General features: G+C 73.0%; 14 protein-coding genes and 1 pseudogene. 11 read left to right on the top strand and 4 right to left on the bottom strand.

Annotated features, from left to right (window positions below; translation table 11 throughout):
• From G6W55_RS35325 to G6W55_RS35305, 5 genes and pseudogenes are all read left to right on the top strand, one after another.
• Positions 1-114, top strand: a pseudogene (locus tag G6W55_RS35325) (cyclase); the annotation flags it as partial.
• Positions 115-159: 45 nt separating this feature from the next.
• Positions 160-1329 carry an ArsA family ATPase gene (locus tag G6W55_RS35320; protein WP_175524732.1) on the top strand — a complete coding sequence of 390 codons (1170 nt, stop codon included), beginning with the start codon at positions 160-162 and terminating at the stop codon, positions 1327-1329.
• Positions 1330-1454: 125 nt separating this feature from the next.
• Positions 1455-1994, top strand: coding sequence for a DUF5304 domain-containing protein (locus tag G6W55_RS35315; RefSeq protein ID WP_175524731.1), 540 nt, complete (start codon positions 1455-1457; stop codon positions 1992-1994).
• A gap of 127 nt (positions 1995-2121) precedes the next feature.
• A complete protein-coding gene (locus tag G6W55_RS35310) occupies positions 2122-3075 on the top strand; it encodes an ROK family glucokinase (protein WP_175524730.1) in 954 nt (317 codons plus the stop codon).
• Between the two features lie 165 nt (positions 3076-3240).
• Positions 3241-3996: an endonuclease/exonuclease/phosphatase family protein gene (locus tag G6W55_RS35305; RefSeq protein WP_175524729.1), complete on the top strand. Its 756-nt coding sequence runs from the start codon at positions 3241-3243 to the stop codon at positions 3994-3996.
• Positions 3997-4004: 8 nt separating this feature from the next.
• On the opposite strand, the gene G6W55_RS35300 is transcribed toward G6W55_RS35305, so the two are convergent.
• Together G6W55_RS35300 and G6W55_RS35295 are read right to left on the bottom strand one after the other, a co-directional pair.
• Complete coding sequence (locus G6W55_RS35300; protein WP_175524728.1) at positions 4005-4769, bottom strand: hypothetical protein; 765 nt, start codon at positions 4767-4769, stop codon at positions 4005-4007.
• Positions 4762-5541, bottom strand: a complete 780-nt coding sequence (locus G6W55_RS35295) for a carboxylesterase (protein ID WP_175524727.1) — start codon at positions 5539-5541, stop codon at positions 4762-4764. The genes G6W55_RS35300 and G6W55_RS35295 overlap by 8 nt, the downstream gene beginning before the upstream one ends.
• 150 nt (positions 5542-5691) lie before the next feature.
• Between G6W55_RS35295 and G6W55_RS35290 the strand changes: the two genes are divergently transcribed.
• Genes G6W55_RS35290 through G6W55_RS35270 form a run of 5 tightly spaced genes read left to right on the top strand, consistent with a single transcriptional unit; the run spans position 5692 to position 10514 of the window.
• Complete coding sequence (locus G6W55_RS35290) at positions 5692-6450, top strand: 1-acyl-sn-glycerol-3-phosphate acyltransferase (protein WP_175524726.1); 759 nt, start codon at positions 5692-5694, stop codon at positions 6448-6450.
• A gap of 34 nt (positions 6451-6484) precedes the next feature.
• On the top strand, positions 6485-7708 hold the full coding sequence (gene macS / locus G6W55_RS35285; RefSeq protein ID WP_175524725.1) for a MacS family sensor histidine kinase: 1224 nt from the start codon (positions 6485-6487) through the stop codon (positions 7706-7708).
• Entirely contained in the window at positions 7705-8382 is a 678-nt protein-coding gene (locus G6W55_RS35280) for a response regulator transcription factor (RefSeq protein ID WP_175524724.1), read from the top strand. Before macS ends, G6W55_RS35280 begins: the two co-directional genes overlap by 4 nt.
• A 53-nt stretch (positions 8383-8435) precedes the next feature.
• On the top strand, positions 8436-9464 hold the full coding sequence (locus tag G6W55_RS35275) for a 6-phosphofructokinase (protein WP_175524723.1): 1029 nt from the start codon (positions 8436-8438) through the stop codon (positions 9462-9464).
• Positions 9465-9518: 54 nt separating this feature from the next.
• On the top strand, positions 9519-10514 hold the full coding sequence (locus G6W55_RS35270) for a 2-hydroxyacid dehydrogenase (protein ID WP_175524722.1): 996 nt from the start codon (positions 9519-9521) through the stop codon (positions 10512-10514).
• Here G6W55_RS35270 and G6W55_RS35265 read toward each other — a convergent pair.
• Both G6W55_RS35265 and G6W55_RS39650 read right to left on the bottom strand, forming a co-directional pair.
• A complete protein-coding gene (locus G6W55_RS35265) occupies positions 10466-12409 on the bottom strand; it encodes an anthranilate synthase family protein (RefSeq protein ID WP_175524734.1) in 1944 nt (647 codons plus the stop codon). The genes G6W55_RS35270 and G6W55_RS35265 overlap by 49 nt on opposite strands.
• 120 nt (positions 12410-12529) lie before the next feature.
• Complete coding sequence (locus G6W55_RS39650) at positions 12530-12598, bottom strand: trp operon leader peptide (protein ID WP_175524733.1); 69 nt, start codon at positions 12596-12598, stop codon at positions 12530-12532.
• A gap of 95 nt (positions 12599-12693) precedes the next feature.
• On the opposite strand from G6W55_RS39650, the gene G6W55_RS35255 reads away from it, so the two are divergent.
• The coding region (locus G6W55_RS35255; RefSeq protein WP_175524721.1) for a 3-deoxy-7-phosphoheptulonate synthase class II at positions 12694-13781 on the top strand (1088 nt) is incomplete at its 3' end.

The raw sequence follows: 13781 nt of genomic DNA, 5'->3' as shown, positions 1-13781 counted from the left end.
ACCGTCGACGTCAAGATCCCCATGCTCGGCATGATCAAGCGCAAGGCCGAGAAGGTCATCATCGACCGGGCGCTGGCCGGACTGAAGAAGCGCGTGGAGTCGAAGGACCTGTAGTCCGCGGCCCTTCGCGAGACCCCGCCGACGGTACGGTTCACCCCCATGCGCACCCTCCTGATCACCGGCCCCGGCGGCAGCGGACGGACGACCGTCGCCGCCGCCACCGCACAGCGCGCCGCGGCGGCCGGCACCCGGACCCTCGTCCTCAGTGCCGACCGCACCGACAGCCTCGGCGCCGCGCTGGGCGTACCGACCGGCCGCGAGCCGGTCCGGGCCGCCCCGGGGCTCACCGCCTGGCGGCCCGACGCGGGCGCCGGATTCCGCGACGACCTCGCCTCGTTCCAGGAGCGCGCCACCGGCGTCCTCGACCTGCTCGGCGCCTCCCGGCTCGACCCCGAGGAGGTCACCCCGCTGCCCGGCGCGGAGGAGCTGACCCTGCTGCGCGCGCTGCGCGACGCCGCCCTCGCCGAGACCCACGACCTCCTCGTCGTCGACCTGCCGCCGCTCCCGCAGGCCCTCGCCCTGCTCGCCCTGCCCGAGGAACTGCGCCGCTATCTGCGCCGGCTGCTCCCGCCCGAACGCCAGGCCGCCCGCGCCCTGCGCCCCGTCCTCGGCCGCCTGGCCGGCGTCCCCATGCCCGCCGAGTGGCTGTACGAGACCACCGCCCGCTGGGACCTGGAGCTGGCCGCCGTCCAGGCCGTCCTCGCCGACCGGCACACCGCCGTACGGCTGGTCGCCGAACCGGGTCCGGCCGGCGCCGACGCCGTCCGCGACGCCCGGCTCGCCCTCGCCCTGCGCGCGCTGCCCGTCGAGTCCCTGGTCGCCAACCGGGTGCTGCCGGACACCGCCGACGACGACCCCGGGCATCCGCTCGGCCGGCTCGCCGCCCAGCAGCGCAAGACCCTGACGGAGTGGGCCGGGGCCCGCGCCGTCGCCCACCTCGGCCACGACCCGCGCGGCGCCGACGACCTCACGGCGCTCGCCGTGCCCGCCGTCGACACCGGGGCGCACCCGGTCGAGTGGCCCGTCGCCGACCGGCTCGCGGCGGACGGGGTCCTCGTCTGGCACCTGCCGCTGCCCGGCGCCATACGCGAGGAACTCGACCTCGTCCGGCGCGGCGACGAACTCGTCGTCACCGCCGGGCCCTTCCGCCGGATCGTCCCGCTGCCCTCCGCGCTGCGCCGGTGCGCCGTGGACGGCGCGGCCCTGCGCGACGGGGAGCTGCGCATCCGCTTCGCGCCGGATCCCGGACTGTGGCCCCGCGGCGGGTGAACCGCGTACCGCCGTTCGGGTAACGTCGTAGGGGCGGGCCGCCGTCGGCGGCGGCCGCACACGCGTCGACCGCCGTGGCAGTCGCCGCGCACGCGTCGCAGGAGCAGGGTCACCGGGAGGCCGTCATGAGCGAAGAGCGTCCGACGCCCGACGCCGCCGGGGAAGAGGCCGTCCCGGAGGACACCGTCGCACCGGAGCCCCGGGCCACCGACGACGACGCCTGGGCCACCGCCTGCGCCGAGGACCTCGCGCGCGAGAAGGAGCGCCGCCGCTCCGGACAGGACCGGCCGCAGGGCTCGGCCGCCGAGGAGCTGCGCAAGCTCGTCGACGCCGTCACCGACAAGCTCTCCACCCTCCAGTCCCCGCTGCTCGGCGCGGTCGCGGGACCGGCCGCCCAGCAGATGGTGCGCCAGGTCGTCCAGCAGGCCAGGGCCGCGGTCGAGCCGGTCGTGGAGCGCAACCCGGACGTCTTCGACCACCTCGCGGCGGCCGGCAACGAACTCCTCGCCGCCTACCGCTCCGCGGTCCAGCAGCAGGAGCACCGCTGGACCACCGGCGAGCGCCGCCCGCGTGACGCCCGCGACCTGGACGACGAGCGCGGCGACGGCCGGCACGACGACCGGGGCGACGAGTCCGGTCCCGGCCAGCGCATCGATCTGGACTGACCGGAGCGTGTCGTTCCCCGGCTCTCCCAGGGCCGGGGCACCGCCCGCTGGGCGGACGACGGGAATCCCACGGCAGGGCCTCGGGTACGGTTGGCCGTAGCGGGGCTCGACCGAAACTGAGGGATTCATGGGACTCACCATCGGCGTCGACATCGGCGGCACGAAGATCGCGGCCGGCGTGGTCGACGAGGAAGGCAACATCCTCTCGACCTTCAAGGTGCCGACCCCCAGCACGCCCGAGGCCATCGTGGACGCCATCGCCTCCGCGGTGGAGGGGGCGCGAGCGGGTCACGACATCGTCGGTGTGGGCATCGGCGCGGCCGGTTACGTCAACCGGCAGCGCTCCACCGTCTACTTCGCACCCAACATCGACTGGCGCAACGAACCGCTCAAGGCGGAGGTCGAGGCCCGCGTCGGCCTCCCGGTCGTCGTGGAGAACGACGCCAACGCCGCCGCCTGGGGCGAGTACAAGTTCGGCGCGGGCAAGGGCCACCGCAACGTCATCTGCATCACGCTCGGCACCGGCCTCGGCGGCGGCATCATCATCGGCAACAAGCTGCGCCGCGGCCACTTCGGCGTCGCCGCCGAGTTCGGCCACATCCGCATGGTGCCGGACGGTCTGCTGTGCGGCTGCGGCTCGCAGGGCTGCTGGGAGCAGTACGCCTCCGGCCGCGCCCTCGTGCGCTACGCCAAGCAGCGCGCCAACGCCACCCCCGAGCGTGCCGAGGCCCTGCTGGGCCTGGGCGACGGCACGCCGGACGGCATCGAGGGCAAGCACATCTCGATGGCCGCCCGCCAGGGCGACCCGGTCGCCGTCGACTCCTACCGCGAGCTGGCCCGCTGGGCCGGTGCCGGTCTCGCCGACCTCGCCTCGCTGTTCGACCCGTCCGCGTTCATCGTCGGCGGCGGTCTCTCGGACGAGGGCGACCTGGTCCTGGACCCGATCCGCAAGTCCTACAAGCGCTGGCTGGTGGGCGGCAACTGGCGGCCGGTGGCCGATGTGATCGCCGCCCAGCTCGGCAACAAGGCGGGCCTGGTGGGCGCGGCGGACCTGGCCCGCGAACCCGACCCGATCATGTAGTCGTACCGTAGGAAGTCGTACCGCCCTGGGGGTGGAGCGGGGGCCGCGTGCGGCCCCCGTCGGCTTTTCCGGAAGCGTCTCCGGAAGCCTCTCCGGAGGTGTCTCCGGAGGTGTCTGCGGACGTATTTCCGGACGTACGGGATCAAGCGGCGTATCTTGATCGGCATGCCGACGACCTCGCCGCTGCCCAACTCCCGCACCGAGCCCGACGGTTCAGCCGTCGTCCGGGTCCTCAGCTACAACGTCCGCTCGCTGCGCGACGATCCGGACGCCGTCGCCCGGGTCGTCACCGCCTGCGCCCCCGATCTGGTCCTCGTCCAGGAGTCCCCGATCTTCTTCCGCTGGCGCAAAAAACTCGCCCGGCTCGCCGCCGCCTCCGATCTGGTGATCCTCACCGGCGGCGGCACCGCGGCCGGCCCCGCGATCCTGTGCTCCCTGCGCGCCCGAGTGATCCGCACCGAGGACGTGCTGCTGCCCCGCACCCCCGGACAGCACCGGCGCGGATTCGCCACCGCCGTCGTCCGGATCGCGGGCACCCGGCTCGGCGTCCTGAGCTGCCATCTGAGCCTGGAGCGCCGGGAGCGTCCGGAACAGGGCGGCATGCTGCTCGACCGGCTGGCCGGGATGGGCGTGGAGCACGCCGTCGCGGGCGGCGACCTCAACGAGCGGCCCGACGGGGCCACCTTCACCCGGCTCGCCGCCGGACTCCAGGACTGCCGCACGGTCGCGCCCTGGGGCGCCGAGCACACGTTCCCCGCCGGCGCACCGGACCGCAGGATCGACGCCGTCTTCGCGACCAAGGGGGTGGAGGTGCTGGGCTGCGGGGTGCCGCTCGGACTGCCCGGAGTCACCGAGGACGACCTGAGGGCGGCCACGGACCATCTCCCGGTCCTGGCCGCCCTCAGGGTTCCCGCCGCGTAAGCCGCGCGCTATACGACCGCTCCCCGCCCGGGATCGTCGTCGTCCTCGTCGTCCGGCCCCATCCGGGCCACCAGGGTGGCGAAGCCGCCGAGGAAGCCGCCGATGCAGATCGTGGTCAGCCACCACGTCATGTCCCAGCCGAGCAGGATCGCGAGCAGCAGCAGGACCGGACCGCCGATCACCCCGAGCCAGGCGAACTTGGCGGTGGTGTCGGCCTCGGGCAGCGGCGGCGGCTCCGGCGGTACGAAGTGGCCCTCGTCGTCCGCGTCGAAGTCGTCGTCGGACGGGTCGGGGGCGGTGTAGTCGCGCGGGCCGACACCGGGCGCGAAGGAGATGGAGCCGCCCAGCGGCTTGGCCGGTTTCCGCTCCTCGACAGGCTCCGAGGCGGGCTCGTCGGCAGGCTCCGCGACGGGCTTCTCCACGGACCCCTTCGGCTCCTTGCCCGGCTCCGCGCCCTCACCCGGGCCCCGGTCGGGCTCCCCGGCGGGATCCGGACCGGCCCCGCCGACGGTGTCCGCGGCCGGACCGGCCGAGTCGTCGCCCGCCGGGACCTCCAGCAGGGCGAGATCCTCGACCGACCGGAAGGGCTTGGCGCCCGGCGGGTCCGGCGGCTCCTCGCCGTAGCCCTCGACGATCGCCGCCCAGGCGGCCGCCTCGTCGAAGGGGACGTGCTGCTCCTGCGGCCCGTGGCCCTCCCGGGCGTCCGGACCGTCCCGCCCGTCCCGCCCGTCCCGGTTCTCCCGGTCCTCGCGGTCGGAGTCGTGCTCAGCCACCTACGGCCGTCCCTTCCTTGCCGACACTGGGCGCGATCCGGGCGATGAACGCGTAGCTCTCCTCGAAGATCCGGTCCGCATCGTGGTCCAACGTTGCCACGTGGTAGCTCTGTTCCAGCAGGATCTCGGTCACGTCCGTGGACGACACCCGGCTCAGGATCCGCGCCGAGTCCGCCCCCGGCACCACATGGTCCTCGGCACTGCGCAACAGCAGCAGCGGCTGGGTGACCTGCGGCAGCTCGCCGTCCACCTGACGGAAGAAGATCCGCAGCGAGTGCGCCGCGTGCAGCGGCACCCGCTCGTACCCCGTCTCCACCCGCCCCGGCGCGGCGATGTCGCTGACGATCCCCTCGGTGGACCGGACGAGATGCCGGGCCACCGGAAGGGCGTACGCCGACAGTCCGTGCACCTTGTTCGCCGGGTTGACGACGATCACGCCCTCCACCCCCTCGCCGTGCTTCGCGGCCAGCCGCAGGGCCAGGGCGCCGCCCATCGACAGCCCGGCCACGAAGACCCGCGAGCAGCGGGCGCGCAGGGCGCGCAGCTCACGGTCCACCTCCGCGTACCAGTCGGGCCAGCCGGTGAGGGCCATGTCCTCCCAGCGGGTGCCGTGCCCCGGCAGCAGCGGCAGCGAGACGGTCAGACCGCGCCCGGCCAGATACCGGGCCCAGGGGCGCAGCGACTGGGGGGAACCGGTGAATCCGTGGCAGAGGAGGACCCCGACCTCCCCGCCCTCGTGGCGGTACGGCTCGGCTCCAGGAAGGACCGGCACTTCGGTCTCCCGTCCGTGAGAAGTGGGTGCGGTGAGATTCACCGTACGCGACCGCACTGACACCGACCAGGCCCGTCGGGCTCATCGGCGCCGCTCCGGGTTAAGGTCTGATCTACACACACAGGAGGCACTCGGTTGTTGTACGGCGCGATGAAGGTCGCTATCGGAGGACCGCTGAAGGTCACCTTCAGACCCTGGGTGGAGGGGGCGGAGAACATCCCCGCCGAGGGCCCCGCGATCCTGGCGAGCAACCACCTGTCCTTCTCCGACTCGTTCTTCCTGCCCGCGGTCCTCGACCGCAAGGTCACCTTCATCGCGAAGGCCGAGTACTTCACCACGCCCGGGGTGAAGGGCCGGCTCACGGCGGCCTTCTTCAAGGGCGTCGGCCAGCTCCCCGTGGACCGCTCCGGCGCGCGCGGCGCGGGCGAGGCCGCCATCAAGAGCGGCATCGACGTCCTGGAGCGCGGTGAGCTGTTCGGCATCTACCCGGAGGGCACCCGCTCCCCGGACGGCCGGCTCTACCGCGGCAAGCCCGGCGGTCTGGCCCGCGTGGCGCTGGCCACCGGCGCGCCCGTGATCCCGGTCGCCATGATCGACACCGAGAAGATCCAGCCGCCCGGCAAGGTGCTGCCGAAGGTGATGCGGCCCGGCATCCGCATCGGCCGGCCGCTGGACTTCAGCCGCTACCAGGGCATGGACCACGACCGCTTCGTGCTGCGCGCGCTGACCGACGAGGTCATGTACGAGATCATGAAGCTCTCCGGCCAGGAGTACGTCGACATGTACGCGACCGCCGCCAAGCGGCAGATCGCGGAGGCGGCGAAGGCCGGCAAGGAGGCCGAGAAGGCCGCGAAGGCGGCGCTCGCGCAGGCCGAGAAGGACCAGGCGAAGAAGGAACAAGAGCAGTAGCCCGGGGCGGGCGGTCACACGGGCGGGGGGACGGATGGCCAGGCGCGAGAGAGTCATGAGGATGTCGGTCGAGGTGCCGCTGTGGCGCGCCCTGGCCGGCTACCGGGTGCTCACCATGCTGTACGCGGTCGGCCTGTTCGCCTTCTCCTACGACGACTACGACCGGGCCGGCATCGCCATCGGCTACTTCGCCGTCCTGTTCGTCTGGACGCTCGCCACCCTGCCCCGGGTGCAGAGCGCGGCGGCCTGCACCAAACGCTTCCTCGCCCTCGACCTGGTGGTCGCGGTGACCGGCATCGTCCTGACCCCGCTGGTCGTGACCGACCAGCACATCCAGGACAGCGGCCCCACCCTGCCGTCGATATGGACGGCCGGGTCGGTGCTGGCGTTCGCCATCAAGGGCGGCTGGCGCTGGGCCGCGTTCGCCTCCACCCCGGTCGCCGCCGCCAATCTGATCGAGCGCGGCCACCCGGCCCGCGACACCGTGCACAACGTCATCCTGGTCTGGGTCGCCTCCATCGCCATCGGATACGTCGTCGAGGTCGCCCGCGCCTCCGAACGCACCCTGGCCCGCGCCCTGGAGATCGAGGCCGCCACCCGGGAACGGGAGCGGCTCGCCCGGGACATCCACGACGGGGTGCTCCAGGTGCTGGCCATGGTGCAGCGGCGCGGCGCGGTCCTCGGCGGCGAGGCGGCCGAGCTGGGCCGGCTCGCGGGGGAGCAGGAGGTCGCGCTGCGCACCCTGGTCTCGGGCGGTCTGGTGCCGGTCTCCCGGGTCTCGCGGGACGCCGCCGAGGGCGCGGTCGTCATCGCCGTCGACGAACCGGACGACGACATCGACGACGGCCCCGTGGACCTGCGCACCCTGCTCGCCCCGTACGCCGCCGCCCGGGTCAGCCTCGCCGAACCGGGCGCCCCGGTGCCGCTGGAACCGGCCGCCGCGCGGGAGCTGGCCGCGGCCGTCGGTGCCGCGCTGGACAATGTGCGCCGGCACGCGGGCGACGACGCCCGGGCCTGGATCCTGGTCGAGGACGAACCCGACGCGGTGATCGTCACCGTCCGGGACGACGGCCCCGGCATCCCCGAGGGCCGGCTCGCCCAGGCCGAGGGCGAGGGGCGGATGGGCGTGGCCCTCTCCATCCGGGGACGGCTGCGCGATCTCGGCGGCAGCGCCGAGCTGATCTCGGTCCCGGGGCAGGGCACGGAGGTCGAGCTGACGGTACCGAAGGTCTCCCGGGGGAAGGCGGAACGACGATGAGTGAGCTGCGGGACCCGATCAGGGTCATGGTGGTCGACGACCACCCCATGTGGCGCGACGCGGTCGCCCGCGACCTGGCGGCGGCCGGCTTCGAGGTGGTCGCGACCGCCGGCGACGGCGAACAGGCCGTGCGCCGGGCCCGGGCCACCACGCCCGACGTCCTCGTGCTGGACCTGAACCTGCCCGCGAAGCCGGGCGTCCAGGTCTGCAAGGAGGTCGTCGCCGCGAACCCCGCGCTGCGCGTCCTGGTGCTCTCCGCCAGCGGCGAGCACGCCGACGTGCTGGAGGCGGTGAAGTCCGGCGCGACCGGCTATCTGCTGAAGTCGGCGTCCACCGAGGAACTCCTCGACGCGGTGCGCCGTACGGCCGTCGGCGACCCGGTGTTCACCCCGGGCCTGGCCGGACTCGTCCTCGGCGAGTACCGCAGGCTGGCCTCGGACCCCGGCCCGGCGGCCGGCCCCGACGAGCCGGACGCGCCCCGGCTGACCGACCGGGAGACCGAGGTGCTGCGGCTGGTCGCCAAGGGCCTGAGCTACAAGCAGATCGCCGAGCGGCTGGTCATCTCCCACCGCACCGTGCAGAACCACGTCCAGAACACCCTGGGCAAGCTCCAGTTGCACAACCGGGTCGAGCTGGTCCGCTACGCCATCGAGCGAGGTCTCGACGACGAGTGAGACGCACGTCACACTGACCCTTCGTCAGGCAACCGCGGCGAAGGGACAGTTCCATGCGCGTCGGAGTACTGACCGGGGGCGGCGACTGCCCCGGCCTCAACGCCGTCATCCGGGCCGTCGTCCGCAAGGGCGTCCAGAGCTACGGCCATGAGTTCATCGGCTTCCGGGACGGCTGGCGGGGACCCCTCGAAGGACGCTCGGTCCGCCTGGACATCCCGGCGGTGCGCGGCATCCTGCCGCGCGGCGGCACCGTCCTCGGCTCCTCCCGGGCCAACCCCCTCAAGGAGGAGGACGGCATCCGCCGGATCCAGGAGTCCCTCGCCCGCCGGGGCATAGAGGCGCTCGTCACGATCGGCGGCGAGGACACCCTCGGCGTCGCCGCCCGGCTCTCCGGCGAGTACGGCGTGCCCTGCGTCGGCGTCCCCAAGACCATCGACAACGACCTGTCCGCCACCGACTACACCTTCGGCTTCGACACCGCCGTCGGCATCGCCACCGAGGCCATCGACCGGCTGCACACCACCGCCGAGTCCCATATGCGGGTCCTGGTGGTCGAGGTGATGGGCCGTCACGCCGGCTGGATCGCCCTGCACTCCGGCCTGGCCGGCGGCGCCAACGTCATCCTCATCCCCGAACAGCGCTTCGACGTCGACCAGGTGTGCGCCTGGGTGACCTCCCGCTTCCGCTCCTCGTACGCGCCCATCGTGGTCGTCGCCGAGGGCGCCATGCCCAAGGACGGCGACCTGGTGCTCAAGGACGGCTCCCTCGACCCCTTCGGACACGTCCGGCTCTCCGGCGTCGGCGAGTGGCTGGCCAAGGAGATCGAACGGCGCACCGGCAAGGAGGCCCGCACGACCGTCCTCGGACACGTCCAGCGCGGCGGCACCCCCAGCGCCTTCGACCGCTGGCTGGCCACCCGCTTCGGCCTGCACGCCGTCGACGCCGTCCACGAACGCGACTTCGGCGTCATGGTCGCCCTGCGCGGCACCGACATCGTCCGGGTGCCGATCGCCGACGCGACCGCCCGGCTGAAGACGGTGGACCCGAAGCTCTACGCCGAGGCGGGGGTGTTCTTCGGCTGACCCCCGACACCGCGCCGTATATTCGGCGAACGACCTCATGAAAAGGGAGCGGTGATGGAGATCCTCGCCTTCGGCGTCCAGGCCGACGAGAAGCCCCTGATCGAGCGGGCCTTCGCCGGCCACCACGGCATCCGCTGCCTGGACGTCCTCCTCAACGAGGACACCGCCCCCATCGCCGCCGGCTACGAGGCCGTCTCCAGCAGTGTCAACGCCGTCCTCGACGGCCCCGTCCTGGAGATCCTCGCGGCCGGCGGGACCCGGCTGATCGCCCAGCGCTCCACCGGCTTCAACAACATCGACCTGGCCGCCGCCGAGCGCCTCGGCCTCACCGTCGCCCGGGTCTCGTACTACTCGCCGTACTCCGTCGCCGAGTTCGCCTGGACCCTGGCCATGGCCGTCAACCGCCGGGTCGTCCGCGCCTCCACCCGCACCCGCGACTTCGACTTCCGCCTCGACGGACTGATGGGGCGCGACATGCACGGCCGCACCGCCGGAGTGCTCGGCACCGGCAAGATCGGCGAGGCGTTCGCCCGCATCGCCCACGGCTTCGGCATGCGGCTCCTCGGCTGGGACGTCGCCGAGAACCCCGCCTGCATGGAACTCGGCATGAAGTACGTCGGCAAGGACCAGCTCCTCGCCGAGTCCGACCTGATCAGCCTGCACGTCCCCCTGATGCCCGAGACCCAGCACCTCATCGACGCGGACGCCCTCAAGGCCATGAAGGACGACGCGATCCTCGTCAACTCCAGCCGCGGCGGCCTGATCGACACCGCGGCCCTCGTCTCCGAACTGCGCGAGGGCCGCTTCGCCGGCGTCGGACTCGACGTCTACGAGGCCGAGGCGGGCCTGTTCTACGTCGACCGGTCCCTGGAGACCGTCGAGGACGACACCCTGGCCCGCCTCGTCACCTTCCCCAACGTCCTGGTCACCTCCCACCAGGCGTACTACACCGAGGACGCCGTCGGCCAGATCGTCGACGCCACCGTGAAGAACGTCCTGGACTACAGCGCCGGCCGCCGCTCCGAGAACGTGCTCGTCCCGCGCACCTGAGCCACCAGCTCCCGCACGATCGCCGCCCCGTCCAGCGTCAGCACCGACTCCGGATGGAACTGCACCCCGGCGAACGCGTTCCGGGGCGCGTTGCGGGGCGCGTCGAGGGGTGCGGTCCGGGAGGTGCCGCCGCTCCGGCCCGCACCCCGCAGCGCGTGCACCTCCCCGTTCGCCGCCCGGCTCACCTCCACCCCGAGCCCGGCCAGCCGCGCCGCCGCCCCGTCGTCGCACCGCGCCACGAAGCTGTTGTAGAACCCCACGGTCTCCGCCCGCCCGAACAGATCCACCACGGTCTGCGCCCCCTGGTACGGCACCTGCTTGCGGACCAGGTCCAGCCCCAGCTCCGCCGCGATCAGCTCGTGCCCCAGGCACACACCGAGCACCCCGTACCGGTGCTCCCGCAGCACCCGGCCGGTCAGCTCCCGCAGGAACCGCATCTTCGGATCGGCGGGATCCGAGGGGTCACCGGGCCCGGGACCCAGCACCACGGGCCCCTCGTGCCCGAGCACCGCCTCCCGCAGCCCCGGCTCGTCGTACCGCCGGACCGTCACCTCCAGCCCGCCCGAGCGCAGCAGGTGCGCGAGCATCGCCGTGAACGTGTCCTCCGCGTCCACCACCAGCGCGTGCCCCTCCACCGCGCCGGACCGCTCCTGCATCCGCAGCCAGAACGGCGCCAGCGAGGCCCGCCGCCCGTCCAGCGCCGCCCGCACCCGCGGATCGTCCGCCAGCCGGGCACCGGTGTGCTCCGCCCGCGGCCGCCCCGGCCGCACCCCCAGCGCCGCCAGCACACCCGCCGCCTTCGCGTGCGTCTCCGCGACCTCGCCCGCCGGATCCGAACCCCGCACCAGCGTCGCGCCCACCGGCACCCGCAGCCGCCCGCCCGCGTCGATGTCGGCGGTCCTGATCAGAATGGGGGAGTCCAGGGTCTGCGCCCCGCCCGAGTCCCGCCCGAGCAGCGCCAGCGCCCCCGCGTAGTAGCCGCGCCCGCCCACCTCGTGCCGCTCGATCACCCGGCAGGCGTTCTGCACCGGCGAACCGGTCACCGTCGCCGCGAACAGCGTCTCCCGCAGCACCTCCCGCACATCCAGCGAGGACTTCCCGCGCAGCTCGTACTCGGTGTGCGCGAGATGCGCCATCTCCTTCAGCCGGGGCCCGATCACCACCCCGCCCATGTCGCCGACCGTGCACATCATCTTCAGCTCCTCGTCGACGACCATCGACAGCTCCTCGATCTCCTTGCCGTCGGCGAGGAAGCCGAGCAGATGCTCCGGGGCCGGGCCCTCGGCCGGATAGCGGTACGTCCCGCTGATCGGGTTCATCACGACCGTCCCGCCGGACATCCGCACATGCACCTCCGGGCTCGCCCCCACCAGCGTCCGCTCCCCGGTGTGCACCACGAACGTCCAGTACGCGCCCCGCTCGCCCTCCAGCAGCCGCCGGAACAGCGCGAGCGCGTCGCGCCGCCCGAACCCGGCGATCTCCCCCTCGTACGTCCGCCGGATCACGAAGTTCGCGCCCTCGCCCCCGCCGATCTCCTCCCGCAGCACCCGGCCGACGATCTCCCCGTACTCCTCGTCGTCCACGTCGAACCCGCCGCCCCCGACGCGCACCTCGTGCGCGGGGAGCTGCTCCAGCGCGTCGGCGAGCGGGATCCCGTACCGCTCCTCGGGGACCAGGACGGTCAGCGGGGTGCCGTCGTCGCGGACGTCGAAACCGCGCTCGCGGATCTGCCGGAACGGCACCAGCGCGAGGCACTCGTCGGGCAGCTCGGCGAGACGCTCACGCTCGTCGACCGGGCCGAGGAGCAGCTCCACGGTGTGCTCGTCATGGCCCGGCGTGCGGCGGCGCAGCAGGGCGAAGGGGCGGGGGTCGTCGAGCAGGTCCAGCAGACGCATGGGCGTCGTGTGCATGGGGTCGTCTCCTTCTCGCTGGTGGAGCGTGAGATGAGGAACGGACCCGGAAAACACCGAAGGCCGCCCCTCGGGCGGCCTTCGCGAAGTCGTACGTACGCGCAGTCAGTGGGCCGCCGGATGAGCGGTCCACCACCAGTTCTGAACGGAGTTCCGGTTCGAAAGCGCGAACATGCGTCGCACCCTACCCCACGCGCACCTGAGCGGGAGGGCGTCTCACCTGTCGGGCCGTGGGAAAACGACTCGACACGACCCCGTAATGTGGGGGTGTGACCGTGAACGCTGATTCCCAAGCCGTCGCCGCTCAGGCGACCTGGCGAGACCTGCCCGCGGCGCAGCAGCCCGAGTACCCCGACCCCGAGGCTCTGCGCTCAGTCGTTGCGGAGCTGGAGTCGTATCCGCCGCTCGTTTTCGCGGGCGAGTGCGACCAGCTTCGCGTCCGTATGGCGGCCGTTGCCAAGGGGGAGGCGTTTCTCCTTCAGGGCGGCGACTGCGCGGAAGCCTTCGACGCCGTCGGTGCCGAACACATCCGAGCCAAGCTCAAGACGCTTCTCCAGATGGGCGCCGTGCTGACGTACGCCGCCTCCGTGCCGGTCGTGAAGGTCGGGCGGATCGCCGGGCAGTACTCCAAGCCGCGCTCCAAGCCCACCGAGACCCGGGACGGCGTGACGCTGCCGACCTACCGGGGCGACTCGGTCAACGGCTTCGACTTCACCGAGGCCGCCCGGATCCCGGACCCCGAGCGGCTGAAGCGGATGTACCACGCCTCCGCGTCCACGCTGAACCTGGTGCGCGCCTTCACCACCGGCGGTTACGCCGACCTGCGCCAGGTGCACGCCTGGAACCAGGACTTCGTGAAGTCGTCCCCGTCCGGCCAGCGCTACGAGCAGCTCGCCCGCGAGATCGACAACGCGCTGCACTTCATGCGGGCCTGCGGAACCGACCCGGAGGAGTTCAAGACGGTCGAGTTCTACGCCTCGCACGAGGCGCTGCTCCTGGACTACGAGTCCGCGCTGACCAGGGTCGACTCCCGCACCGGCGAGCTGTACGACGTCTCGGGCCACATGGTGTGGATCGGTGAGCGCACCCGGCAGCTCGACCACGCGCACATCGAGTTCGCCTCGCGGATCCGCAACCCCATCGGGATCAAGCTCGGCCCGACCACCACCGCCGAGGACGCGCTCCAGTACATCGAGCGTCTCGACCCGGACCGGGAGCCGGGCCGGCTGACCTTCATCGTCCGGATGGGCGCCGACAAGGTCCGCGACAAGCTGCCGGAGCTGGTGGAGAAGGTCACCGCCTCGGGCGCGACCGTCGCCTGGGTCACCGACCCGATGCACGGCAACACCTTCGAGGC

It is taken from the genome of Streptomyces sp. CAI-85 (genome assembly GCF_013363615.1).
Taxonomy (GTDB): domain Bacteria; phylum Actinomycetota; class Actinomycetes; order Streptomycetales; family Streptomycetaceae; genus Streptomyces; species Streptomyces antibioticus_B.
This window is presented reverse-complemented; position numbering and strand designations above follow the sequence as displayed.

Coding starts and splice junctions, on each gene's coding strand:
- macS (WP_175524725.1), top strand. CDS start 6,485: ATGGCCAGGCGCGAGAGAGTCATGAGGATGTCGGTCGAGGTGCCGCTG.
- G6W55_RS35265 (WP_175524734.1), bottom strand. CDS start 12,409: ATGCGTCTGCTGGACCTGCTCGACGACCCCCGCCCCTTCGCCCTGCTG.
- G6W55_RS35305 (WP_175524729.1), top strand. CDS start 3,241: ATGCCGACGACCTCGCCGCTGCCCAACTCCCGCACCGAGCCCGACGGT.
- G6W55_RS35290 (WP_175524726.1), top strand. CDS start 5,692: ATGAAGGTCGCTATCGGAGGACCGCTGAAGGTCACCTTCAGACCCTGG.
- G6W55_RS35270 (WP_175524722.1), top strand. CDS start 9,519: ATGGAGATCCTCGCCTTCGGCGTCCAGGCCGACGAGAAGCCCCTGATC.
- G6W55_RS35275 (WP_175524723.1), top strand. CDS start 8,436: ATGCGCGTCGGAGTACTGACCGGGGGCGGCGACTGCCCCGGCCTCAAC.
- G6W55_RS35320 (WP_175524732.1), top strand. CDS start 160: ATGCGCACCCTCCTGATCACCGGCCCCGGCGGCAGCGGACGGACGACC.
- G6W55_RS35310 (WP_175524730.1), top strand. CDS start 2,122: ATGGGACTCACCATCGGCGTCGACATCGGCGGCACGAAGATCGCGGCC.
- G6W55_RS35280 (WP_175524724.1), top strand. CDS start 7,705: ATGAGTGAGCTGCGGGACCCGATCAGGGTCATGGTGGTCGACGACCAC.
- G6W55_RS35315 (WP_175524731.1), top strand. CDS start 1,455: ATGAGCGAAGAGCGTCCGACGCCCGACGCCGCCGGGGAAGAGGCCGTC.